We start from the raw sequence: 18,511 nt of genomic DNA on the forward strand, positions 1-18,511 counted from the left end.
CGCGGCCCTGGCGACCGATAACAACAACAAGAATGGTCGCCATCGCCGCAATGGGAGAATTTGGAAATGACAGACAACAGCCCAGTGCGTCGGAAGGTCTTCGAAGAGCTGGTCACAGCGACCAAGATCCTTTTGAACGAAGGCATCATGGATACGTTCGGGCATATCAGTGCCCGTGACCCCGAGGATCCCGCTAGTTTCTTCCTGGCGCAGAAACTGGCCCCGAGCTTGATCACCGTCGACGACATCCAACGCTTCAATCTGGATGGCGAGACCTCGGACAACCGGCCGTCCTATCTCGAGCGGTACATCCACAGCGAGATCTACAAAACGCGGCCCGACGTTCAGTGTGTACTCCACACCCATTCTCCGGCTGTCCTGCCGTACTGCTTCGTCGACACGCCGCTTCGGCCGGTCACCCACATGGGAGCTTTTATCGGCGAGTCGGTCCCGGTCTCCGAGATTCGCGACAAGCACGGCGACGAAACGGATCTCTTCGGCGGCAGCCCAGACGTTTGCGCTGATATCGCCGAGAGTCTCGGCAGCCAGACCGTGGTTCTCATGGCGCGGCATGGCGTCGTCAATGTAGGCAACTCCGTGCGGGAGGTCGTCTTCCGGGCCTTCTATCTCGAGCAGGAAGCAGCAGCGCTCACCGCCGGCTTGAAGATCGGCAATGTCAAATACCTGTCGCCGGGCGAGATCAAGACGGCAGGAAAACTCGTCGGCGCCCAGATCGATCGAGGATGGAACCACTGGTCGCAGCGCCTCAGGCAAGCAGGCCTCGCCTGATGTCCATCAGGCTTTGAACATCAGCTGGGAAGCCTGGCGTCGGCCAGGATTTTCCAGCCTCAATCGCACTAGTTCTATGGCGCCGGGGCGTCGGACGAAAGCAATGAAACCATGCCGCACGCGGAAAGTTACGATTACATCATCGTTGGAGCCGGATCGGCCGGTTGCGTGCTCGCCAACCGGCTGAGCGCCGATCCGAGATGTTCGGTGCTGCTGCTGGAGGCCGGCGGCTGGGACCGCGATCCGATGATCCACATTCCGCTTGGATGGGGCAAGATCCTGACCGAGCGCCGCCATGACTGGATGTATTTCTGCGAGCCGGAAGACAATGTAGGCGGGCGCAGGGTCGAGTGTGCGCGCGGAAAGGTCATTGGCGGATCATCGTCGACCAACGCCATGGCCTATGTGCGCGGCAATCGCGGGGACTACGATCGTTGGGCGGCGACAGGTCTCAGCGACTGGTCGTACGACAAGGTGCTGCCGTATTTCCGCAAGCAGGAAAGCTGGGAAGGGGGCGAGGACCAGTATCGCGGCGGCGCCGGCCCGGTCAGCACCCAGTTCTGCCGCTACAAGGACACGCTGATCGACGCCTTCGCGCAAGCCAGCGTGCAAGCAGGCTATGCGCAGACGAAGGACTACAATGGCGAGCGGCAGGAAGGGTTCGGCCGCCTCCAGATGACGATTTCGAAAGGTCGGCGCGCCTCGACCGCGTCAGCCTATCTGCGGCCGGTGCTGAAGCGGCCCAATCTGACCGTTCTGACGGAAGCGAGCGCAACCAGGATCGTGCTGGAGGGTGCGCGCGCCACCGGCGTCACCATCAACCATCGCGGCGGCGAACGTACGGTTCTCGCCCGCAAGGAAGTGCTGCTTGCCGGCGGCGTGATCAACACGCCGCAACTGATGATGCTGTCGGGTATCGGGGCGCAGGATGAGCTTGCCGCGCACGGTATCCAGACGCGGGTCAATCTGCCGGCGGTCGGCAAGAACCTGCAGGATCACGTCTCGGTCATCCTCATGTACCGGCGCCGGGCTCCGGGCGGCCCTTTCCTGCGCAACATGCGTGCCGATCGCATCGGCTTCGATTTCGTCAAGACCTACCTCACGGGACGCGGTTTTTCCGGCGACGTGCCCGGCGGTGTCGTCGCCTTCCTCAAGAGCGGCCCGGCGCGACCCTTGCCGGATGTGCAACTGCTCTTCACGGCGGCGCCGCTTGCGGCATGGCCATACTTCAAGCCGTTCAAGGCGCCGTTTGCGGACGGCTTCGCAACGCGCATCGTGGCGACGCAGCCAGAAAGCCGCGGAGCCGTGAAACTGGCCTCGGCCGATCCTTCCGCGGCGCCCCTGATCCACCAGAATTTCCTCGCCTCGCCGAAGGATTGGGAGTCGCTGCGGGCCGGTTTCCGGGTGGCAAGGGATCTGGCCGCGCAGCCCTCCATGCAGCCCTTCATCGAGGCGGAGTTCTTTCCCGGTCCGAAGTGCCAGAGCGACGACGAGATCGACGAGCATATCCGCAAGACCTCCATCACCGTGCATCACCCGGCCGGGACCTGCCGGATGGGGGCCGATGCGGCCTCGGTCGTCGACCCGCAATTGCGGGTTCGCGGCGTCGACGGGCTTAGAGTGGTGGACGCTTCCGTCATGCCCGACCTGGTCTGCGGAAACATCAACGCCGCAGTGATCATGATTGCCGAAAAGGCCGCCGACCTCATCGCGAGCTCAAAAGAAAGCAGGGCAGTGCAATGATCCGAAATATCGCCATCATCGGCCTGGGTACGATGGGGCCGGGCATGGCCGCCCGGCTCGCCAGAGGCGGCCTGCAGGTGGTCGCCTACGATGTTGCCCCGGCAGCGATCGAGCGCGCGCGATCCATGCTGAGCGTGGCCGAGACCGTTCTGGACGCCTTGGGCATCGCGCCACCGTCGGCCGGCGTCGGGACGGTTCGCTTCACCGACGATATCGGCGATGCGATATCCGGCGCCGACCTCGTCATCGAGAACGTTCCTGAAAACATTTCGGTCAAGGCCGATGTCTATCGCACCGTCGACGGCCTGATCGGCCCGGATACGATCGTCGCGTCCGACACGTCGGGTATCCCGATCACCAAGCTGCAGGCGCATATCTCGCATCCCGAGCGGATGGTCGGCATGCACTGGTCGAACCCGCCGCACATCATCCCGATGATCGAGGTGATCGCCGGCGAGAAGACCGCGCCGCAAACCGTGGCGACGATCCGCGACCTCATCCGCTCGATAGGTTTGCTGCCGGTGGTGGTGAAGAAGGATGTTCCAGGCTTCGTCGAAAACCGCGTGCTCTATGCGCTGCTGCGCGAGGCGGTCGACCTCGTCGAGCGAGGCGTCATCGATCCGGAAGATCTCGACACCTGCGTGTCCTGGGGCATCGGCTACAAGATCGCCGTGATCGGGCCGATGGCTCTGCTCGATATGGCGGGGCTGGATATCTACAAGTCCGTCTCGTCCTTCCTCAACGCCGATCTCTCCAATCGCGGCGATGTCGCGCCCATGGTGCTGGAAAAGACCAACGCGTCGAAGTTCGGCATCAAGTCGGGCGAGGGCATGTTCTCCTATACGCCCGAGCAGACCAAGGCGCTGCAAGGCGAAAGGGCGCGCAAACTCGTCGCGGTGCGACGCATCCTGGAAGGCCGGGAGTAGCCAATGGTTTATCGAGCTCACAAAGACAGGCACGCCGTCGGGGACTGGACGGTGCGGTCGAGGCTGACGGCAGTGCATGAGGTGGCAAGCCATGCGCGTTGAAACCATTCGAGCGGCCGGCGGCCGGCCGGCCCATATCCGCCATGACGACCTGATCTCCGCCAAGGGTGTGTCGGTGGTCATGGCCAAGCAGCTGGTTCTGCAGAATATCGATCTTTCGGTGCCGAAGGGGTCGTTTGTGTCCCTTATTGGTCCGTCCGGCTGCGGCAAGAGCACCTTGCTCAAGGTCCTGGCCGGGCTTGTCAATCCGACGAGCGGCAGCGTTTCGATCGCTGGGCTTTCGCCGGTCGAAGCGGCGCGCAAGCGCATGATCGGCCTCGTCTTCCAGGACGCCAATTTGCTTCCCTGGAAGAACGCCGTCGACAACGCATCGATGCTGCTCAGTATCGCCGATAAGTCGCTCTCGCGCGCTGAGTTGCGCGGGCGCGGCCAGGAGATGCTGGAACTGGTGGGGTTGGGCGACAGTGCCCACAAGCGCCCCCATGAATTGTCCGGCGGCATGCGCCAGCGCGTCGCCATCGCGCGGGCCCTGGCGCTCGATCCGGCGGTGCTGCTGATGGACGAGCCGTTCGGCGCGCTCGACGCCATTACCCGCGATGCGATGGGCCAGTCGCTGCTGGAGATCTGGCAGCGCACCGGCAAGACCATCGTGCTCGTCACCCATTCGATAGATGAGGCCATTCACCTGTCGCGCCATGTCCACGTGCTGGGGATCAAGCCTGGGCGGATCACCGAAAGCCTCGACATTGGTCTGCCCTATCCGCGCGACCTGACGGTCACCGAGGATCCGGAGTTCGTCAGGCTCGTGGTTCAACTGCGCACCATGCTGCGCGCCAGCCATCAACCGGGAGACGCATCATGAGCGATCAACCCGTCACCAATTTCTCCGAGTCGAGGCCCGAGTCGCGGTTTGCCTCAAGCTGGGGCGCAGCGACCGGCAGCTGGCTTCCCGCGGTCATCCTTCTGCTGGCGACGATCGTGGTGTGGGAAGCCGTGGTGCGGATTTTCGCGATATCCGCCTTCATCATTCCCGCTCCGTCCGAGATCGCGCAATCGCTGGCCGCGCAATGGGGAACGCTGATGCAGGCGACGCTGGTGACGGCGGGCGAGATCCTGTTCGGATTCCTTGTCTCTGTCGTGGTCGGCATTGCCATCGCCTTGGTCATCGTACGCTTCGACTGGCTGGGGCGAGCGCTCTATCCGCTGGTGGTGCTGTTCCAGAATGTGCCCAAGGTGGCGCTGGCACCGATCTTCATCCTCTGGTTCGGCTATGGGCTCGCGCCCAAGATCGGCCTGATCCTGGTCATCGCCTTCTTCCCGGTGACCTTGTCGATGCTGGCGGGAATGCAGTCGGTCGATCGTTCGCTGCTGTCGCTGATGAATTCGGTCGGCGCCAGCCGCACGCAGATCCTGTTCAGGATCCGCGTTCCGCATTCGCTGCCCAACCTGATGGCCGGCACCAAGATCGCCGCGACGCTCAGCGTCATCGGCGCCATCGTCGGCGAATTCGCCGGCGCCTCGGACGGGCTCGGCTACGTCATCCAGTTCGCCTCGACCCAGCTCGATACCGCGCTGGTCTTCGCTGCCCTGCTCCTCGTTTCGGTGCTGGGCATCGCCTTCTACTACGCGGCCGAAATTCTCGAACGCATCGTGGTGCCATGGGCGCCGAAATTCAGCCAGTCCTAGGTCCGCTCTCAACAAACGAAAAAGGGAACAAAAATGCTCAGACGCTCACTCATCAAGGCAGCCGCGCTTGCGGCGTGTGTCGGGACACTCGGCTTCTCCAGCGTGGCCCTGGCGGCCGACAAGGTCAACGTCCAGCTCGACTGGGTGGTGCGCGGCAACCACGCCATGTTCTTCGTCGGCAAGGAGAAAGGCTTCTTCGCCAAGAACGACATCGACGTCGCCGAGATCCGCAAGGGGTCGGGCTCGCCGGACGCCATGCGGCTGGTGGGCAATGAGAACGCGGATTTCGGTTTCGGCGATCTTCCCACGCTCGCCGTCGCGCGGTCGCAGAATGTTCCCGTCGTGGCGCTGGCGGCCGTCAACCAGCACTCGCCCCTGGCGATCATCTCGCTGGCGAAGACGATGAAGCTCACCAAGCCGGCGGATCTGAAGGGTCTCACCATCGGCATTCATCCGGCCGGTTCGACCTACATCTTCTTCAAGGGCTTCCTGGCGGCCAATGGCCTGACCGAGAAGGACATGACGCTGAACAGCGTCTCGCCGCCCTATGAAAGCTACCTGCTTCTGGGACGGGTCCAGACGGTGGTCGGCTATGTCGACGCCGAGGTTCCCGAACTTGAGGCCAAGGCCGGCGGTCCCGGTTCGCTCAGCATCATGATGGGTTCGGACCATGGCTGGAAGGCCTATGGCTCAGGCCTGTTCACCTCGCAGAAGATGATCAAGGACAAGCCCGAAATCGTCGCCCGCTTCGTCAAGGCGTACAGGGAGGCCTTCGACTATGTCGTGGCACACCCCGAAGAGGCAGCCGAGATCACCGCCAAGGCCGCACCCGGCTACGCCGACAAGAAAGACGTGCTTCTGGCGCAGATCAACGCCGACATCGCGTCGACCTTCACCAGCCCGGACACCAAGGAACACGGCCTTGGCTGGATGACGAAGACGCAGTGGGAGGAAACGTTGAAGACGCTCACCGATCAGGGCGTGCTCAAGGCGGCCCTGTCGGCGGACGACGTCTTCACCGACAAATTCCTGGCCAAGGAGTAGGCCGCGCTATGTCGCGGGCCAACGGATCGATGAGCGCCTACCGGCACGCCAGCGTGTCCCGCTCCACGCCGCAGGACACGGCGCGCGCTCCCTTGGCCGCGTCGTTGCGGTCAAGCGTGATCTGCACCCGTGTGGCATATGCGCGGCCCGACAGGCCGCACCACAGCCGCTCGACCGGCAGGTTCTCGCGCTTGTCGTTGAGGATCGTGAACGTGCCGGTCTTGGCGTCGAACCAGAGCTCGACGCGGGCGCTCTTGCCCGGCTCGACCGTCGCGATCCCGGCCGAATACCAGTGGGCGAAGTCGGCATTGCAGGACAGCCCTTCCTTGCTCGCATTCGAAATCGTCAACGGCACCATGTCGAGCCCGTCGGTGCCCTTGCGGACGATGACATGGTGCAACTCGACCGCGTTGGCGAAGGATGTGAACGCCAGCGCGACAGGGAGAACATAACGAATCTTCACTTTGCCTGAACTCCAATGGTAAACTTTATCAGGCAGTCTACCTCGCTTCTGCGCAATAACAATAAGAATATTGATTGGCAAATCAACAGAGAGGGTAACATGTTAAAGATTCTTAAAAGCAGTGTAAGTGCAGTTATACTGAGCGGCATCTTGATGGGTGGCGCGCTTGCTGGCGAAGTCAAGTCGATCGCCATCCTGACACCCGAAGAAGGCACTGATTACGGCTGGAACCAGCAAGGCATCGACGCCGCCAAGGCGGCTGGCAAGGCCGCCGGCGTCGAAGTGGTCGTGGCCCAGGGCCTCGGCTATGGCGACGTTCGTCCGACCCTGCGGGAACTTGCGTCAGACGGTGCCAGCCTGCTGATCGCCCACGCCAGCGGCTACAACACCTCGGCGCCTGAAATCGCCAAGGAGTTGAAGGTTCCGGTGGCGATCGTCGACACGCCGAACGGCCTGGAGAAGGGCCTCGTCGCCGACTACACGCTGAGTGGCCACCAGGGCGCCTATCTCGCCGGCCGTCTCGCCGCCATGATGTCGCGTTCCAAGTCGGTCGGCATCGTCGTCTCGGGCGAACCGCCATCATGGAATTCGCAGTCGGCGGCGTTCGCGCAAGGCGTGAAGGCGGAAAACCCGGACGTCAAGATCACCTATGCGGTGATCGGACCGGCCGCCTACAGCGATGCGGCCGGCGGCAAGCGGGTCACCGAAAGCGTGATCGCGTCGGGCGCCGACATCATCTTCGGCCAGGGCAACGGTTCGAGCTTCGGCATGCTGCAGGCGGTCGAGACGACCAAGGCAGCAGATGGCGGCAAGGTCTATTTCATCGACGTCATCGGTGACAAATCGCCGATCGACAAGGGCTTCCTGCTGTCGTCGGTGGTGTGGAACATCGAACCGGTCTATGCGGCGATGATCGCCGACATCAAGGCCGACACGTTCGGTACCAAGCACTATACGATCGGCCTCAAGGACGACTCGGTGAAGCTGCTGAAAACCGCCGCCATTCCGGACAATGTCTGGGCGGAAATCCAGACGCTGCGCGAAGACGTCATTTCCGGCAAGATCAAGGTCGATCCGGTCTATGACGCGGCCGCTGTAAGGGCGCTGATGACCAGCGTCGCCCAGTAAGGCGATCACGGGTTAGCTGCCGGAGGGGTGATCCGTTAGCCTCTCCGGCCGATTACCATTTTCTTGGTGCAGGCTTTCATGAGCGGTTCTTTTTCATCGTCCGTTGCCGGCCGCGACATCGTCGCGCTTGAGGGCGTGACCAAGCGGTTTCCCGGCATTGTCGCCAATGACAGCGTCGACCTGTCGATCCGTCCCGGCGAGGTGCATGTGCTGCTCGGCGAGAACGGCGCTGGAAAATCGACGTTGATCGGCATGCTGTCTGGCCTGCAGCAGCCGGACGAAGGGCGCATATTGGTCGACGGCAAGCCAACGCCGATCACATCGCCGCGCCATGCGCTGGCGCTGGGCATCGGCACTGTCTTCCAGCACATGATGCTGGTGCCGACGCTGACGGTGGCGGAAAACCTGTTGCTTGGCGGGCCCTGGTGGCAACGCCCCAGGACCGAGGAGCTTGAGGCGCGCGTCGCCGAGATCACCCGCAGTCTCGGCATCACGGTGAAGCTGCATGCCAAGGTGTCGGAGCTTTCGCTCGGCGAGCAGCAGCAGGTCGAAATCCTGCGCGCCATGGTGCGCAACAGCCGGCTGCTGATCCTGGACGAGTCCACCTCCATGCTGACGCCGAAAGGCATCGACGAACTGGGCGCACTGATGCGCCGCCTTGTCGAGCAGGGTCTGGCCATCGTCTTCATCACCCACAAGCTCAAGGAGGCGGCGGCCTTCGGCGACCGCATCTCGGTGCTGAAGCTCGGCCGCAAGGTCGGCGAGATCCCACCCGAGCGGTTTCGCGCGCTGGGCGAGCAGGCGATCATCTCGGAGATCGTGGAATTGATGTTCGGCAAGCAGAAGGACGATCCGGAAGCCGTCGAGCGTCCGGTCCGTACAGTCCAGGCCGAAGCGGCGCCGCTGCTCCAGGTCGCGGATCTGGCGGTCGCGCCGACGGACAATGCGCCCGGCCTGTCGTCGATCTCCTTCGACATCCGCCCGGGCGAGATCCTCGGCATCGCCGGCATCGACGGCAACGGTCAGAAGCAGCTTGCCGAAGCGCTGGCCGGCCAGCGCGCCGCGACAGGCGGTTCGGTGCGGCTGGAGGGCGTCGCCATCGAGGCGCTGAGCGTCGGCGAACGCCGCCGGCGCGGTCTGCGCTACCTGACCGACGACCGGCTCGGCGAAGGCACTGTCGGCACCTTCCCGGTCTCGATCAACTTTTTCCTCAAGCAGGTCGGCGCTGCCCCGTTCTGGCGCCACGGCGTCGAGCAGCGTGGCGAGATCGACGAGCGCGCCGCCCAGCTCGTGCGCGAATACGACGTGCGCACGCCAAGCCTGAAGACGCCGGTCGCCCGGCTGTCGGGCGGCAACATCCAGAAAGTGCTTCTGGCACGCGAACTGGCAGAGGGCGCCAAGGTGGTGATCTTCAACAAGCCGACCTATGGACTCGATCTCGCCAATACTTTGGCATCGCGCCAGCGCATCCGCGATACGGCGGCCCGCGGCCTTGCCGTGCTGCTCATTTCCACCGACCTCGAGGAGTTGCTTGCTATGTGCGACCGCGTCGCCGTCATCGCCAACGGAGCGCTCGTCGGCACGGTCGAGAACACCGACGATGCCCGCACCAGGATCGGCCGCCTGATGATCGGACTTGCAGCATGAGCATCGACACCGCCCCCACGGCCAGTGCCACCGCGCTCGATGCCACGAGCGGGACGGCGACGCGCCGCGACATCCTGCATCGGCTGCTGATGACGCTCGGCCCGATCCTCATCGCCCTCATCATAGCCGGCTTCATCCTGCTTGCCGTCGGCGTCGACCCGCTCGCCTATTACGGTTTCGTGCTGGAGAAAGGACTGTTCTCCCCGCTCGGTATCCAGCAGACGCTGACGCGGATGGCGCCGCTGCTGTTTCTTGCCGCCGGCCTCATCGTCGCCTTTCGCGCGGGCATGTGGAATCTCGGTGGCGACGGCCAGTTCCTGCTTGGCGCGGTGACGGCGGCGGCCAGCGCGCCCGTACTCGTTCAGATCATGCCATCCTGGCTGGCGCTGACCTTTTCGTTCCTCATCGCCATGCCCAACTTGAACAGTTGGACGTGAACGGATAGCGAACACTGTCCGTTAAGCCATTGAAATCATTTGCCTTGAATTTCGGGCGCGAAAATGTGTGGTAACAACATTTGATCTGCTAGCCGCATGTTGTATGGATTTTATGGCATTTATTCGCTAACAACGCTGGCATGTTTGTCGTTGAGAGAGTCGCGCGCGGCCATCGCTATCTCTACCTCGTGGAAAGTGTCCGCGACGGCAAAACCGTTCGCCAGCGCACGATAAAGGCACTGGGCCGCAAGGATGCGCTGGTTGCCAGCGGCGAACTTGACAGATTGGCGGCCTCGATTGCGCGCCATGGCGAACGCAGCCTCATCCTGTCCGACATTGACGCGGGGCGGATTGCCTCTCGCCGCATTGGCGGTCCGCTGTTGTTCGGGCGGCTGTGGCAGCGGCTCGGGATTGGCGATGTGCTGGAAGAGGTGCTGGAAGGGCGCCAGTTCGGCTTTGCGGTGGAACGGGCGGTGTTCATTGGCACGTTGCATCGGCTGTTCGTGTCGGGCTCGGACCGCGACTGCGCGAACTGGATGGCCGATTATGGTATCGAGGGCGCCGAGGGTCTGGCGCTCCATCACTTTTACCGGGCCATGGCGTGGCTGGGCGAGGAACGCGGCGAAAAGGCGCAAGGCGCGCTGGTGGCGCGCTGCGTGAAAGACGTGATCGAGGAAAAGCTCTTCGCGCGCCGGCAGGACCTGTTCACCGACCTCAGCCTTGTGTTCATGGACACAACCTCGTTATCCTTCTACGGCGCGGGCGGCGAGACGCTGGGCAAGCGCGGGCATTCCAAGGACTTCCGCCCCGATCTGGCGCAAATGATCCTGGCGCTGGTCGTTGATGGCGAGGGCCGGCCGATCTGCACCGAGATGGTGCCTGGCAACACCGCTGACGTGACCGTCCTGTTGCCGGTGGTCGATCGGCTGCGAACGCGCTTCGGCGTCACACGCGCCTGCGTTGTCGCCGATCGCGGCATGATCAGCGCCGATACCATCGCCGCGCTCGAAAAGCTGGGCATGGAATACATTCTGGGGGCCCGCGAACGCTCGAGCAGCGTGATCCACAACGTCGTGCTCAATGACACGGCGCCGATGGTTCCGCTCGTTCTCGAGCGCCAGCGCGGTGAAACTCAGTTGTGGGTCAAAGAGGTCAAGTTCGGTAAAGACCGCTACATCGTCAGCCGCAATGACGCCGAGGCCGAGAAGGACAAGGCCGACCGCCAGGCGATCATCGCCGGCCTCGAGGCACAGCTCAAGAAGGGCGACAAGGCACTGGTCGGCAACTCGGCCTACCGGCGTTACCTCAAGGCCGGCGGCAAGAACTTCAAGATCGATGTCGGCAAGCTTGCCGAGGAAGCCCGCTACGACGGTATCACCGTGGTGCGGACCAACGCGAAGGTGACCCCGCTCCAGGCCGTGCTGCGGTATCGCGATTTGCTCGAGGTCGAGAGCCTGTTCCGCGCCGCCAAGGCAACCTTCAATACCCGGCCGATCTTCCACCAATCCGATGCCGCCATCCGCGGGCATGTGTTCTGCTCGTTCCTGGCGCTCGTGCTCAGCAAGGAACTGCGCCGCCTCTGCCGGGCCAAAGGCCTGACGCCCGAATGGCAGCCGCTCCTACGCGATCTCGATCGCCTCCAGGAAGCCACCATCGAAAAGGATGGTCGCATCGTCACAACCAGAACTCACGTCACCGGCCAAGTGGGCAACGTCTTCAAGGCAGCTGGCATCGCTCTGCCACACAACCTCGACGAACAACTCGCCTGAGATCCCCCCCAGATGTAGTGGTAACACGCGCCGGCGCGCGCCTAACATGCTGACTTAATGACATATTCTCACAGGCGGTGTTTAAGTCGGGCCATGGCGGTGGCGATGATCTGGTCGCTGATCCCAGCTCTGCTGCGTGCCTATCAGGGCGTCAACGAGATCATCACCACGCTGATGATGACGTTCCTGGGCACCTCGCTCGCAAATGTGCTGGTCAAGCTCATGTTTCGCGACCCCAGCACGACCGTGCCGCAGACGCGTACGCTGCCGGTGGACGACAGGCTGCCGCGCCTGTTCGAAACGACCATCACCAGCGGCCTGCTGCTCGGCCTGGCGGCAATCATCATCGTGCATCTGGTGATGACGCGCACGGCGTTCGGGCTGAAATTGCGGATCGTCGGCGCCAATCCGCGCGCCGCGGTCCACGCGGGGCTCGGCGTGTCTGGCCTAACCGTCACCGTCTTCGCCATTTCGGCCGGGCTGGCCGGCCTTGCCGGCGCTGTCGACATCATCGGCGTCCAGGGCAATGTCCGCGCCGACTGGAATCCCGCTTACGGGCTTGCCGTCATTCCAGCCGTGTTCCTCGCCCGCATGAACGGCTTTGCCGCTATCGGTTTCGTGTTCCTGCTTTCGGTGCTGTCGATCGGCGGCGAAAGCGCGGCGCGGCGGCTTGGCGTGCCCAACCATTTCACGCTGGTGCTGGTCTCCATCGTGCTGATCGTGCTCGCGCTCGCCGAATATGTCGACCATCGCTACAACCAGTCGAGAAAGGCTTAGGGCATGACCGGGCTCTTCAGCGAAGTCTTTCTCAGCGCGCTGCTGTTCGGCGCCGTCACCGCCGCCATCCCGCTGCTGCTGGCCGGCCTCGGCGAGCAGATGTCGGAAAAAGCCGGCGTGCTCAACATCGGCATCGAAGGCATGATGCTGGCCGGCGCCTATCTCGGCTTTGTCGGCGCCTTCTATTCCGGGTCGCTGTGGCTGGGGTTCCTTACCGGTGCCGCCGGCGGTGTCGCCGTGGCGATGATCATGGCGCTGCTGTGCGTGCGCATCGGGCTGAACCAGATCGTCATCGGCATCGCGTTGACGCTCGGTCTCGAAGGTCTGACGGCGCTGCTTCATCATTTCCAGTTCTCGCGCAGCTATCCCCGCCTGCCGGCGGCGGACGCCACCATCATTCCGCTGCTGTCGGATATTCCTGTCATCGGACCCGCCTTCTTCAAACATCATCTGATCGTCTATCTGGCGGTCGCGCTGGTGTTCGGCATGGGCTACCTCTATCGGCGCACGCAGCTCGGCCTCAATCTGCAGGCAGCGGGCGACAAGCCGGCAGCACTCGACGTCGCCGGCATCGACGTCATCAGGACCCGGACCATCGCGGTGCTGACGACCGGTGCGCTGGCCGGGCTCGGCGGCGCCTATCTCGCCAATGTCGGTGCGGGCCTGTTCATTCCGTTCATCACCAATGGCGCCGGCTTTCTCGGCATCGTGCTGGCCATGCTGGCGCGCGGCCGTCCGGTCTGGGTGCTGTTCGGCGCCCTGCTGTTCGGCGTCTGCCTGTCGCTGACAACGGCTATGCAGGTGGCGGGCATCAACATACCGACCGACGTCATCCAGATGCTGCCGTTCCTGGCGGTGATGATCATGCTGGTGCTGTTTGGCCGGCGTGCCAGCCTGCCGGCGGCACTAGGCATTCCATACGAGCGCGGCGCGCGCTGACCACAATCAGATGCGCGGAAGGGACCCGCGCCAAACAGGAGGCAAGAATGTCGGATACCAAAGTCTACCTGCTCGACGGCGGCTCGCTCGTTCTCGACGGCTACCACGTGTTCTGGAACCGAGGCCCTGGCGGCGAAGTGCGCTTCCCCGTCTATTCGATCCTGATCGAGCATGCCGAGGGCCGGTTCCTGATCGACACCGGCTACGACTACGATCACGTCATGAAGGTGCTGCCCTTCGAGAAGCCGATCCAGGAAAAGCACCAGACCATCCCCGGCGCGCTTGCGCTGCTCGGCCTCGAGCCGAAGGACATCGACGTCGTCGTCAACTCGCATTTCCATTTCGACCATTGCGGCGGCAACAAGTATTTTCCGCATGCCAAGAAGATCTGCCATCGCTCGGAGGTGCCGCAGGCCTGCAATCCGCAGCCTTTCGAACATCTCGGCTATTCGGACCTGAGCTTCTCGGCGGAGGCCGCCGAAGCGCGAGGCGCGACGGCGCAGCTGCTGGAAGGCACGACGCGCGCCAACTCGACCTTCGAGGGCATCGACGGCGACGTCGATCTCGCCAGGGGCGTCAAGCTGATCTCGACGCCCGGCCATTCGATCGGCCACTACAGCCTGCTGGTCGAGTTCCCCAAGCGCAAGCCGATCATGTTCACCATCGACGCCGCCTACACCCAGAAGAGCCTGGAGACGCTGTGCCAGGCTGCCTTCCACATCGACCCGGTGGCAGGCGTCAATTCGATGCGCAAGGTGAAGAAGCTCGCCGAGGACCATGGCGCCGAGCTGATGTACTCGCACGACATGGAAAACTTCAAGACCTACAGGACCGGCACGCAATTCTACGGCTGACCGCCGCCAATCCGGAGACAACACCATGCGCTATTCCGATCATGCCGATCCGGTCATCACCCTGACCGCGGGTCCGGTAAACGCCTATCCAGAAGTGCTGCGCGGCCTCGGCCGCACGGTGCTCTACGACTATGATCCTGCGTTCCAGCTCTTCTACGAGGGTGTGGTCGACAAGGCGCAGAAGGCGATGCGGCTGTCGAACAAGCCGGTCATCCTGCATGGCGAACCGGTGCTCGGCCTCGAAGCGGCGGCGGCGTCGCTGATCGCGCCCGACGATGTCGTGCTCAATCTTGCCTCGGGCGTCTACGGCAAGGGCTTTGGCTACTGGGCGAAGCGGTACTCGCCGCATCTGCTCGAGATTGAAGTGCCCTACAATGAGGCTATCGATCCGCAGGCGGTCGCCGACATGCTCAAGGCGCATCCGGAGATCACCATCGTGTCGGTCTGTCATCACGACACGCCGTCGGGAACCATCAACCCGATCGACGCCATCGGCGCGCTGGTTTCGGCACATGGCGGCTATCTCATCGTCGACGCGGTCTCGTCCTTTGGCGGCATGAAGACGCATCCCGAGGATTGCAAGGCCGATATCTATGTCACCGGCCCCAACAAATGCCTGGGTGCCCCTCCCGGCCTCACAATGATGGGCGTCAGCGAGCGGGCCTGGGGCAAGATGAAGGCCAATCCCCTGGCGCCGCGCGCATCGATGCTGAGCATTGTCGACTGGGAAACTGCCTGGTCGAGGGACAAGCCGTTTCCGTTCACGCCGTCGGTCTCGGAGATCAACGGGCTCGACGTCGCGCTCGACCTCTATCTCAATGAGGGGCCTGAGGCTGTATGGGCGCGCCACGCGCTCACCGCCAAGGCCATGCGCGCGGGCGTCACCGCGATGGGCCTATCGATCTGGGCGGCCAGCGACAGCATTGCGTCGCCGACCACCACCGCCGTCCGCACCCCCGATGGTGTCGACGAGACGGCGCTTCGCCAGGCCGCGCGCGCCCGCTACGGCGTGGTGTTTTCGTCGGGCCGCGGCGAGACATTGGGGAAGCTGACGCGGATCGGCCATATGGGGCCGACGGCGCAGCCGATCTATGCGATCGCGGCGCTGACGGCACTTGGCGGCGCCGTGAACGCGGCTGGCCAGAAACTCGCGATCGGCAAAGGCATCGAGGCGGCGCTGGCCGTTATCGACGCCGACGCCTGAACAGACATCAACAGATACGGATTGAGGGAGCATTTTCATGACTGAACGGCTTGCGGGAAAGACGGCCCTGGTTACCGGCGCCGCACAGGGTATTGGCAAGGCGATCGCCGCGCGGCTTGCCGCCGACGGGGCAACCGTCATCCTCAGCGACATCAACGCCGAAGGCGCCAAGGCTGCCGCCGTGTCGATCGGCGGGAAGGCGAGGGCGATCGCCGCCGACATTTCCGATCCGGCCTCGGTCAAGGCACTCTTCGCCGAAATCCAGGCACTGACCGGAGGCGTCGATATCCTGGTCAACAATGCCAGCATCGTGCCGTTCGTCGCCTGGGACGACGTCGATCTCGACCATTGGCGCAAGATCATCGACGTCAATCTGACAGGGACCTTCATCGTCACCCGCGCGGGTACGGACCAGATGCGCGCGGCTGGCAAGGCCGGGCGGGTGATCAGCATCGCCTCCAACACCTTCTTTGCCGGCACGCCGAACATGGCGGCCTATGTCGCGGCCAAGGGCGGCGTCATCGGCTTCACCCGGGCGCTCGCCACCGAACTCGGCAAATACAACATCACGGCGAACGCGGTGACGCCTGGCCTGATCGAGAGCGACGGCGTCAAGGCGAGCCCGCACAACGAGGCGTTCGGCTTTGTCGAAATGCTGCAGGCGATGAAGGGCAAGGGGCAGCCGGAACATATCGCCGACGTGGTTTCGTTCCTGGCCTCCGACGATGCGCGCTGGATCACCGGCCAGACGCTGAATGTCGACGCCGGGATGGTCAGGCACTAAGTCAGACAGCGGCTGCTCAGCCCCGCAATGCAAAGGCGGCCGTACTATGGCCGCCTGTCGCGCCTGCCGGGTCAGGCTGCGGACCTTGCGATCACGCCGGGTTGCCTCGACCACTGGGCATACCAGCTGTCGAACAATTTGAGCTGCGCCTCGGCATAGCCGCGCTGGCTGTCGGTGAGGGCATCCGTCTCATTGAAGTGCAGCAGGTACTCGGGATTACCCTTCAGCACCATCATGTGCTTGAAATAGAGCACCAGGTCGGGGCCTTCGTCGAAGGAGGACAGCACGGCGAGCGCGGCGTCCAGTTCCAGCGCGCGCTGGCGGGCCTCGGCGTCGCCCTTGGCCGCCGCCTGGCTCAAGCCCACAAGGTGCAGCACCTCCTTCGGCAGGACGTTGCCGATGCCGGTGATGGCGCCGGACGCGCCGCAATTGACGAAACCGTGGAAGACGGCGGTGTCGACGCCGATCATCAGCGCGACCTCATCGTCGCGGCTGGTGATATTTTCCGCCGCGTAGCGCAGATCCGACGGGCCGCCGAACTCCTTGAAGCCGACGAGGTTCGGATGTTCGGCGCGAAGGGCGAAGAACAGGTCCGCACGTGTGGCAAAGCCGTAATAGGGGCTGTTGTAGATGACCGCCGGCAGATCAGGCGCGGCGGCAAGAATTGCCTTGAAGTGATGGCGCTGCGCCGTCACCGAAGGCCCGCGCGACAAAACACGCGGGATCACCATCAGGCCCCGGGCGCCGACCTTCTGGGCGTGCGCCGCGTGCGCCACGGCCTTGGCGGTGTTGACCGCGCCGGTGCCGACGATCACCGGCACGCCGGCCTTCACCAGGCGCTCGACGCCTTCCATGCGCTGCTCGTCGGTCAGGAGCGGCCAGTCTCCCATCGAGCCGCAATAGACGACGGCCGACATGCCGGCCGCGATCAGCTCGCGTCCCTTGCGCACCAGCGCGTCGAAGTCGGGCTGGCGGTCCTGCGTGCACGGGGTCATCAACGCCGGCATGCAGCCGGAAAAAACATTAGAGGTCATTTCGGATTCTCCTTGAGGCTTGCACGCGGATTGATCAGTTTGTCCCGAAGCGGCACGGCTTGCCAAGCAAAATAGTCGTGGCCGGCAGGGACAAACGCAGGAACAGCAATGCGCAGCAAAACCAGCATTCGTGTCGTCGGCTGCCATGCCGAAGGTGAAGTCGGCGACGTCATCATCGGCGGTGTTCTGCCGCCGGCTGGCCGCACGATGATGGACAAGATGATCACGATGGAGCGCGATCACGACCATATCAGGCGCATGCTGATCTGCGAGCCGCGCGGCAGCGTCGCGCGCCACGTCAACCTGCTCGTTCCATCGACGCGCGAGGATTGCGCCGCCGGCGCCATCATCATGGAGCCGACGGAATATCCGCCGATGTCCGGTTCCAACACGATCTGCGTCGCCACGGTGCTGCTGGAGACCGGCATGGTGCCGATGCAGGAGCCCGAGACGCGCTTCAAGCTCGACATGCCGGGTGGCGTCATCGAGGTGCGCGCCCAATGCCGCGACGGCAAATGCGTCTCGATCACCTTGCGCAACGCGCCGGCCTTTGTTGACCGCCTGGATGCCAACATCGAGGTTGAAGGGCTCGGAACGCTCACCGTCGACATCGCCTATGGCGGCATGTTCTACGCCATCGTCGATGCCAAGGCGCTTGGCTTCTCGGTCGCGCCCGACGAGGCGCGCGAACTGGCGGTGGCCGGCGAGAAGATAAGGCGGGCCGCGCGCGAGCAGCTCGATGTCGTCCATCCGCAATTCGATCATGTGCGCGGCGTGTCGATCGTCCAGTTCGCCATGCCGTTCCAGGGGCCGGGCAATGTCACGCGCAACACCTGCATCGTCTCGCCGGGCCGCTCGGACCGCAGCCCGACCGGAACGGGCACTTCGGCCCGCATGGCCGTGCTGCAGGCGCGCGGCTTGATGGGCGTTGGCGACGTGTTGATCCATGAATCGATCATCGGCTCACGCTTCACCGGCAGGATCGTGGAACTGACGGAAATCGCCGGGCGCAAGGCGATCGTTCCGGAGATCACCGGCCGGGCCTGGATCACCGGCGAGCACAGCTACTATCTCGATCCGACGGATCCATACCCTCAAGGCTACGTGCTGTCGGATACCTGGGGCACCTCCACCTCGGTGAAGCAGTAGGCCTGAGCCGGCCCGTCGATTGCCCTGGTTGCCATGATTTTCGGGTCGCATCATATGGGCGACGATCTTGAGTGTCGG

At 63.7% G+C, this 18,511-nt stretch carries 18 protein-coding genes; 16 read left to right on the forward strand and 2 right to left on the reverse strand.

All coding sequences use genetic code 11. The features are described from left to right. Positions 1–132: 132 nt before the first annotated feature. The 6 genes from ACVILI_RS10850 to ACVILI_RS10875 all read left to right on the forward strand — a co-directional run bounded on the left by ACVILI_RS10850 (position 133) and on the right by ACVILI_RS10875 (position 6,248). Complete coding sequence (locus ACVILI_RS10850; RefSeq protein WP_457102436.1) at positions 133–789, forward strand: class II aldolase/adducin family protein; 657 nt, start codon at positions 133–135, stop codon at positions 787–789. A gap of 111 nt (positions 790–900) precedes the next feature. Next, on the forward strand, positions 901–2,532 hold the full coding sequence (locus tag ACVILI_RS10855) for a GMC family oxidoreductase (protein ID WP_038644825.1): 1,632 nt from the start codon (positions 901–903) through the stop codon (positions 2,530–2,532). Continuing rightward, positions 2,529–3,458 carry a 5-formyl-3-hydroxy-2-methylpyridine 4-carboxylate 5-dehydrogenase gene (gene fhmpcd1, locus ACVILI_RS10860; protein ID WP_019860093.1) on the forward strand — a complete coding sequence of 310 codons (930 nt, stop codon included), beginning with the start codon at positions 2,529–2,531 and terminating at the stop codon, positions 3,456–3,458. The genes ACVILI_RS10855 and fhmpcd1 overlap by 4 nt, the downstream gene beginning before the upstream one ends. Before the next feature lie 91 nt (positions 3,459–3,549). Further along, positions 3,550–4,380: an ABC transporter ATP-binding protein gene (locus tag ACVILI_RS10865; RefSeq protein ID WP_019860092.1), complete on the forward strand. Its 831-nt coding sequence runs from the start codon at positions 3,550–3,552 to the stop codon at positions 4,378–4,380. Next, positions 4,377–5,204, forward strand: coding sequence for an ABC transporter permease (locus tag ACVILI_RS10870; protein WP_038644827.1), 828 nt, complete (start codon positions 4,377–4,379; stop codon positions 5,202–5,204). Before ACVILI_RS10865 ends, ACVILI_RS10870 begins: the two co-directional genes overlap by 4 nt. A gap of 33 nt (positions 5,205–5,237) precedes the next feature. Further along, entirely contained in the window at positions 5,238–6,248 is a 1,011-nt protein-coding gene (locus tag ACVILI_RS10875) for an ABC transporter substrate-binding protein (protein ID WP_027047191.1), read from the forward strand. 37 nt (positions 6,249–6,285) lie between these two features. Here the strand turns inward: ACVILI_RS10875 and ACVILI_RS10880 are convergent, their stop codons facing one another. Continuing rightward, positions 6,286–6,711 (reverse strand): hypothetical protein, encoded by a 426-nt coding sequence (locus tag ACVILI_RS10880; protein WP_027047190.1) that lies wholly within the window; start codon positions 6,709–6,711, stop codon positions 6,286–6,288. 153 nt (positions 6,712–6,864) lie between these two features. On the opposite strand from ACVILI_RS10880, the gene ACVILI_RS10885 reads away from it, so the two are divergent. From ACVILI_RS10885 to pldH, 9 genes are all read left to right on the forward strand, one after another. After that, on the forward strand, positions 6,865–7,839 hold the full coding sequence (locus tag ACVILI_RS10885) for a BMP family protein (RefSeq protein ID WP_457102437.1): 975 nt from the start codon (positions 6,865–6,867) through the stop codon (positions 7,837–7,839). A gap of 78 nt (positions 7,840–7,917) precedes the next feature. Next, the gene (locus ACVILI_RS10890) at positions 7,918–9,486 is read left to right on the forward strand and encodes a putative B6 ABC transporter ATP-binding protein (protein ID WP_020628974.1); all 1,569 of its coding nucleotides are present in this window, start codon (positions 7,918–7,920) and stop codon (positions 9,484–9,486) included. Further along, positions 9,483–9,923: a hypothetical protein gene (locus tag ACVILI_RS10895; RefSeq protein ID WP_457102438.1), complete on the forward strand. Its 441-nt coding sequence runs from the start codon at positions 9,483–9,485 to the stop codon at positions 9,921–9,923. The genes ACVILI_RS10890 and ACVILI_RS10895 overlap by 4 nt, the downstream gene beginning before the upstream one ends. A 140-nt stretch (positions 9,924–10,063) precedes the next feature. After that, a complete protein-coding gene (locus ACVILI_RS10900) occupies positions 10,064–11,692 on the forward strand; it encodes an IS1634 family transposase (RefSeq protein ID WP_038655116.1) in 1,629 nt (542 codons plus the stop codon). A gap of 93 nt (positions 11,693–11,785) precedes the next feature. Next, entirely contained in the window at positions 11,786–12,469 is a 684-nt protein-coding gene (locus ACVILI_RS10905) for an ABC transporter permease (protein WP_457102439.1), read from the forward strand. A gap of 3 nt (positions 12,470–12,472) precedes the next feature. Further along, positions 12,473–13,408 carry a putative B6 ABC transporter permease subunit 1 gene (locus tag ACVILI_RS10910; protein WP_019860085.1) on the forward strand — a complete coding sequence of 312 codons (936 nt, stop codon included), beginning with the start codon at positions 12,473–12,475 and terminating at the stop codon, positions 13,406–13,408. A gap of 47 nt (positions 13,409–13,455) precedes the next feature. Continuing rightward, entirely contained in the window at positions 13,456–14,262 is an 807-nt protein-coding gene (pldA, locus tag ACVILI_RS10915; protein WP_038644833.1) for a 4-pyridoxolactonase, read from the forward strand. 25 nt (positions 14,263–14,287) lie between these two features. Next, positions 14,288–15,466 carry a pyridoxamine--pyruvate transaminase gene (gene ppaT / locus ACVILI_RS10920; RefSeq protein WP_019860083.1) on the forward strand — a complete coding sequence of 393 codons (1,179 nt, stop codon included), beginning with the start codon at positions 14,288–14,290 and terminating at the stop codon, positions 15,464–15,466. A 37-nt stretch (positions 15,467–15,503) separates the two neighbouring features. Continuing rightward, positions 15,504–16,250 carry a pyridoxal 4-dehydrogenase, SDR-type gene (pldH, locus tag ACVILI_RS10925; protein ID WP_064986367.1) on the forward strand — a complete coding sequence of 249 codons (747 nt, stop codon included), beginning with the start codon at positions 15,504–15,506 and terminating at the stop codon, positions 16,248–16,250. A gap of 71 nt (positions 16,251–16,321) precedes the next feature. Here the strand turns inward: pldH and ACVILI_RS10930 are convergent, their stop codons facing one another. Beyond that, positions 16,322–17,284, reverse strand: a complete 963-nt coding sequence (locus ACVILI_RS10930; protein WP_038644837.1) for a dihydrodipicolinate synthase family protein — start codon at positions 17,282–17,284, stop codon at positions 16,322–16,324. A gap of 108 nt (positions 17,285–17,392) precedes the next feature. On the opposite strand from ACVILI_RS10930, the gene ACVILI_RS10935 reads away from it, so the two are divergent. Then, a complete protein-coding gene (locus ACVILI_RS10935; RefSeq protein WP_038644839.1) occupies positions 17,393–18,433 on the forward strand; it encodes a proline racemase family protein in 1,041 nt (346 codons plus the stop codon). Positions 18,434–18,511: the final 78 nt, after the last annotated feature.

Source organism: Mesorhizobium sp. USDA 4775, assembly GCF_054062655.1.

Bases quoted from the DNA above. Each gene is read 5' to 3' on its own strand.
- ACVILI_RS10855 (WP_038644825.1), top strand. From the start codon at position 901: ATGCCGCACGCGGAAAGTTACGATTACATCATCGTTGGAGCCGGATCG.
- fhmpcd1 (WP_019860093.1), top strand. From the start codon at position 2,529: ATGATCCGAAATATCGCCATCATCGGCCTGGGTACGATGGGGCCGGGC.
- ACVILI_RS10865 (WP_019860092.1), top strand. From the start codon at position 3,550: ATGCGCGTTGAAACCATTCGAGCGGCCGGCGGCCGGCCGGCCCATATC.
- ACVILI_RS10870 (WP_038644827.1), top strand. From the start codon at position 4,377: ATGAGCGATCAACCCGTCACCAATTTCTCCGAGTCGAGGCCCGAGTCG.
- ACVILI_RS10875 (WP_027047191.1), top strand. From the start codon at position 5,238: ATGCTCAGACGCTCACTCATCAAGGCAGCCGCGCTTGCGGCGTGTGTC.
- ACVILI_RS10885 (WP_457102437.1), top strand. From the start codon at position 6,865: ATGGGTGGCGCGCTTGCTGGCGAAGTCAAGTCGATCGCCATCCTGACA.
- ACVILI_RS10890 (WP_020628974.1), top strand. From the start codon at position 7,918: ATGAGCGGTTCTTTTTCATCGTCCGTTGCCGGCCGCGACATCGTCGCG.
- ACVILI_RS10895 (WP_457102438.1), top strand. From the start codon at position 9,483: ATGAGCATCGACACCGCCCCCACGGCCAGTGCCACCGCGCTCGATGCC.
- ACVILI_RS10900 (WP_038655116.1), top strand. From the start codon at position 10,064: ATGTTTGTCGTTGAGAGAGTCGCGCGCGGCCATCGCTATCTCTACCTC.
- ACVILI_RS10905 (WP_457102439.1), top strand. From the start codon at position 11,786: ATGGCGGTGGCGATGATCTGGTCGCTGATCCCAGCTCTGCTGCGTGCC.
- ACVILI_RS10910 (WP_019860085.1), top strand. From the start codon at position 12,473: ATGACCGGGCTCTTCAGCGAAGTCTTTCTCAGCGCGCTGCTGTTCGGC.
- pldA (WP_038644833.1), top strand. From the start codon at position 13,456: ATGTCGGATACCAAAGTCTACCTGCTCGACGGCGGCTCGCTCGTTCTC.
- ppaT (WP_019860083.1), top strand. From the start codon at position 14,288: ATGCGCTATTCCGATCATGCCGATCCGGTCATCACCCTGACCGCGGGT.
- pldH (WP_064986367.1), top strand. From the start codon at position 15,504: ATGACTGAACGGCTTGCGGGAAAGACGGCCCTGGTTACCGGCGCCGCA.
- ACVILI_RS10930 (WP_038644837.1), bottom strand. From the start codon at position 17,284: ATGACCTCTAATGTTTTTTCCGGCTGCATGCCGGCGTTGATGACCCCG.
- ACVILI_RS10935 (WP_038644839.1), top strand. From the start codon at position 17,393: ATGCGCAGCAAAACCAGCATTCGTGTCGTCGGCTGCCATGCCGAAGGT.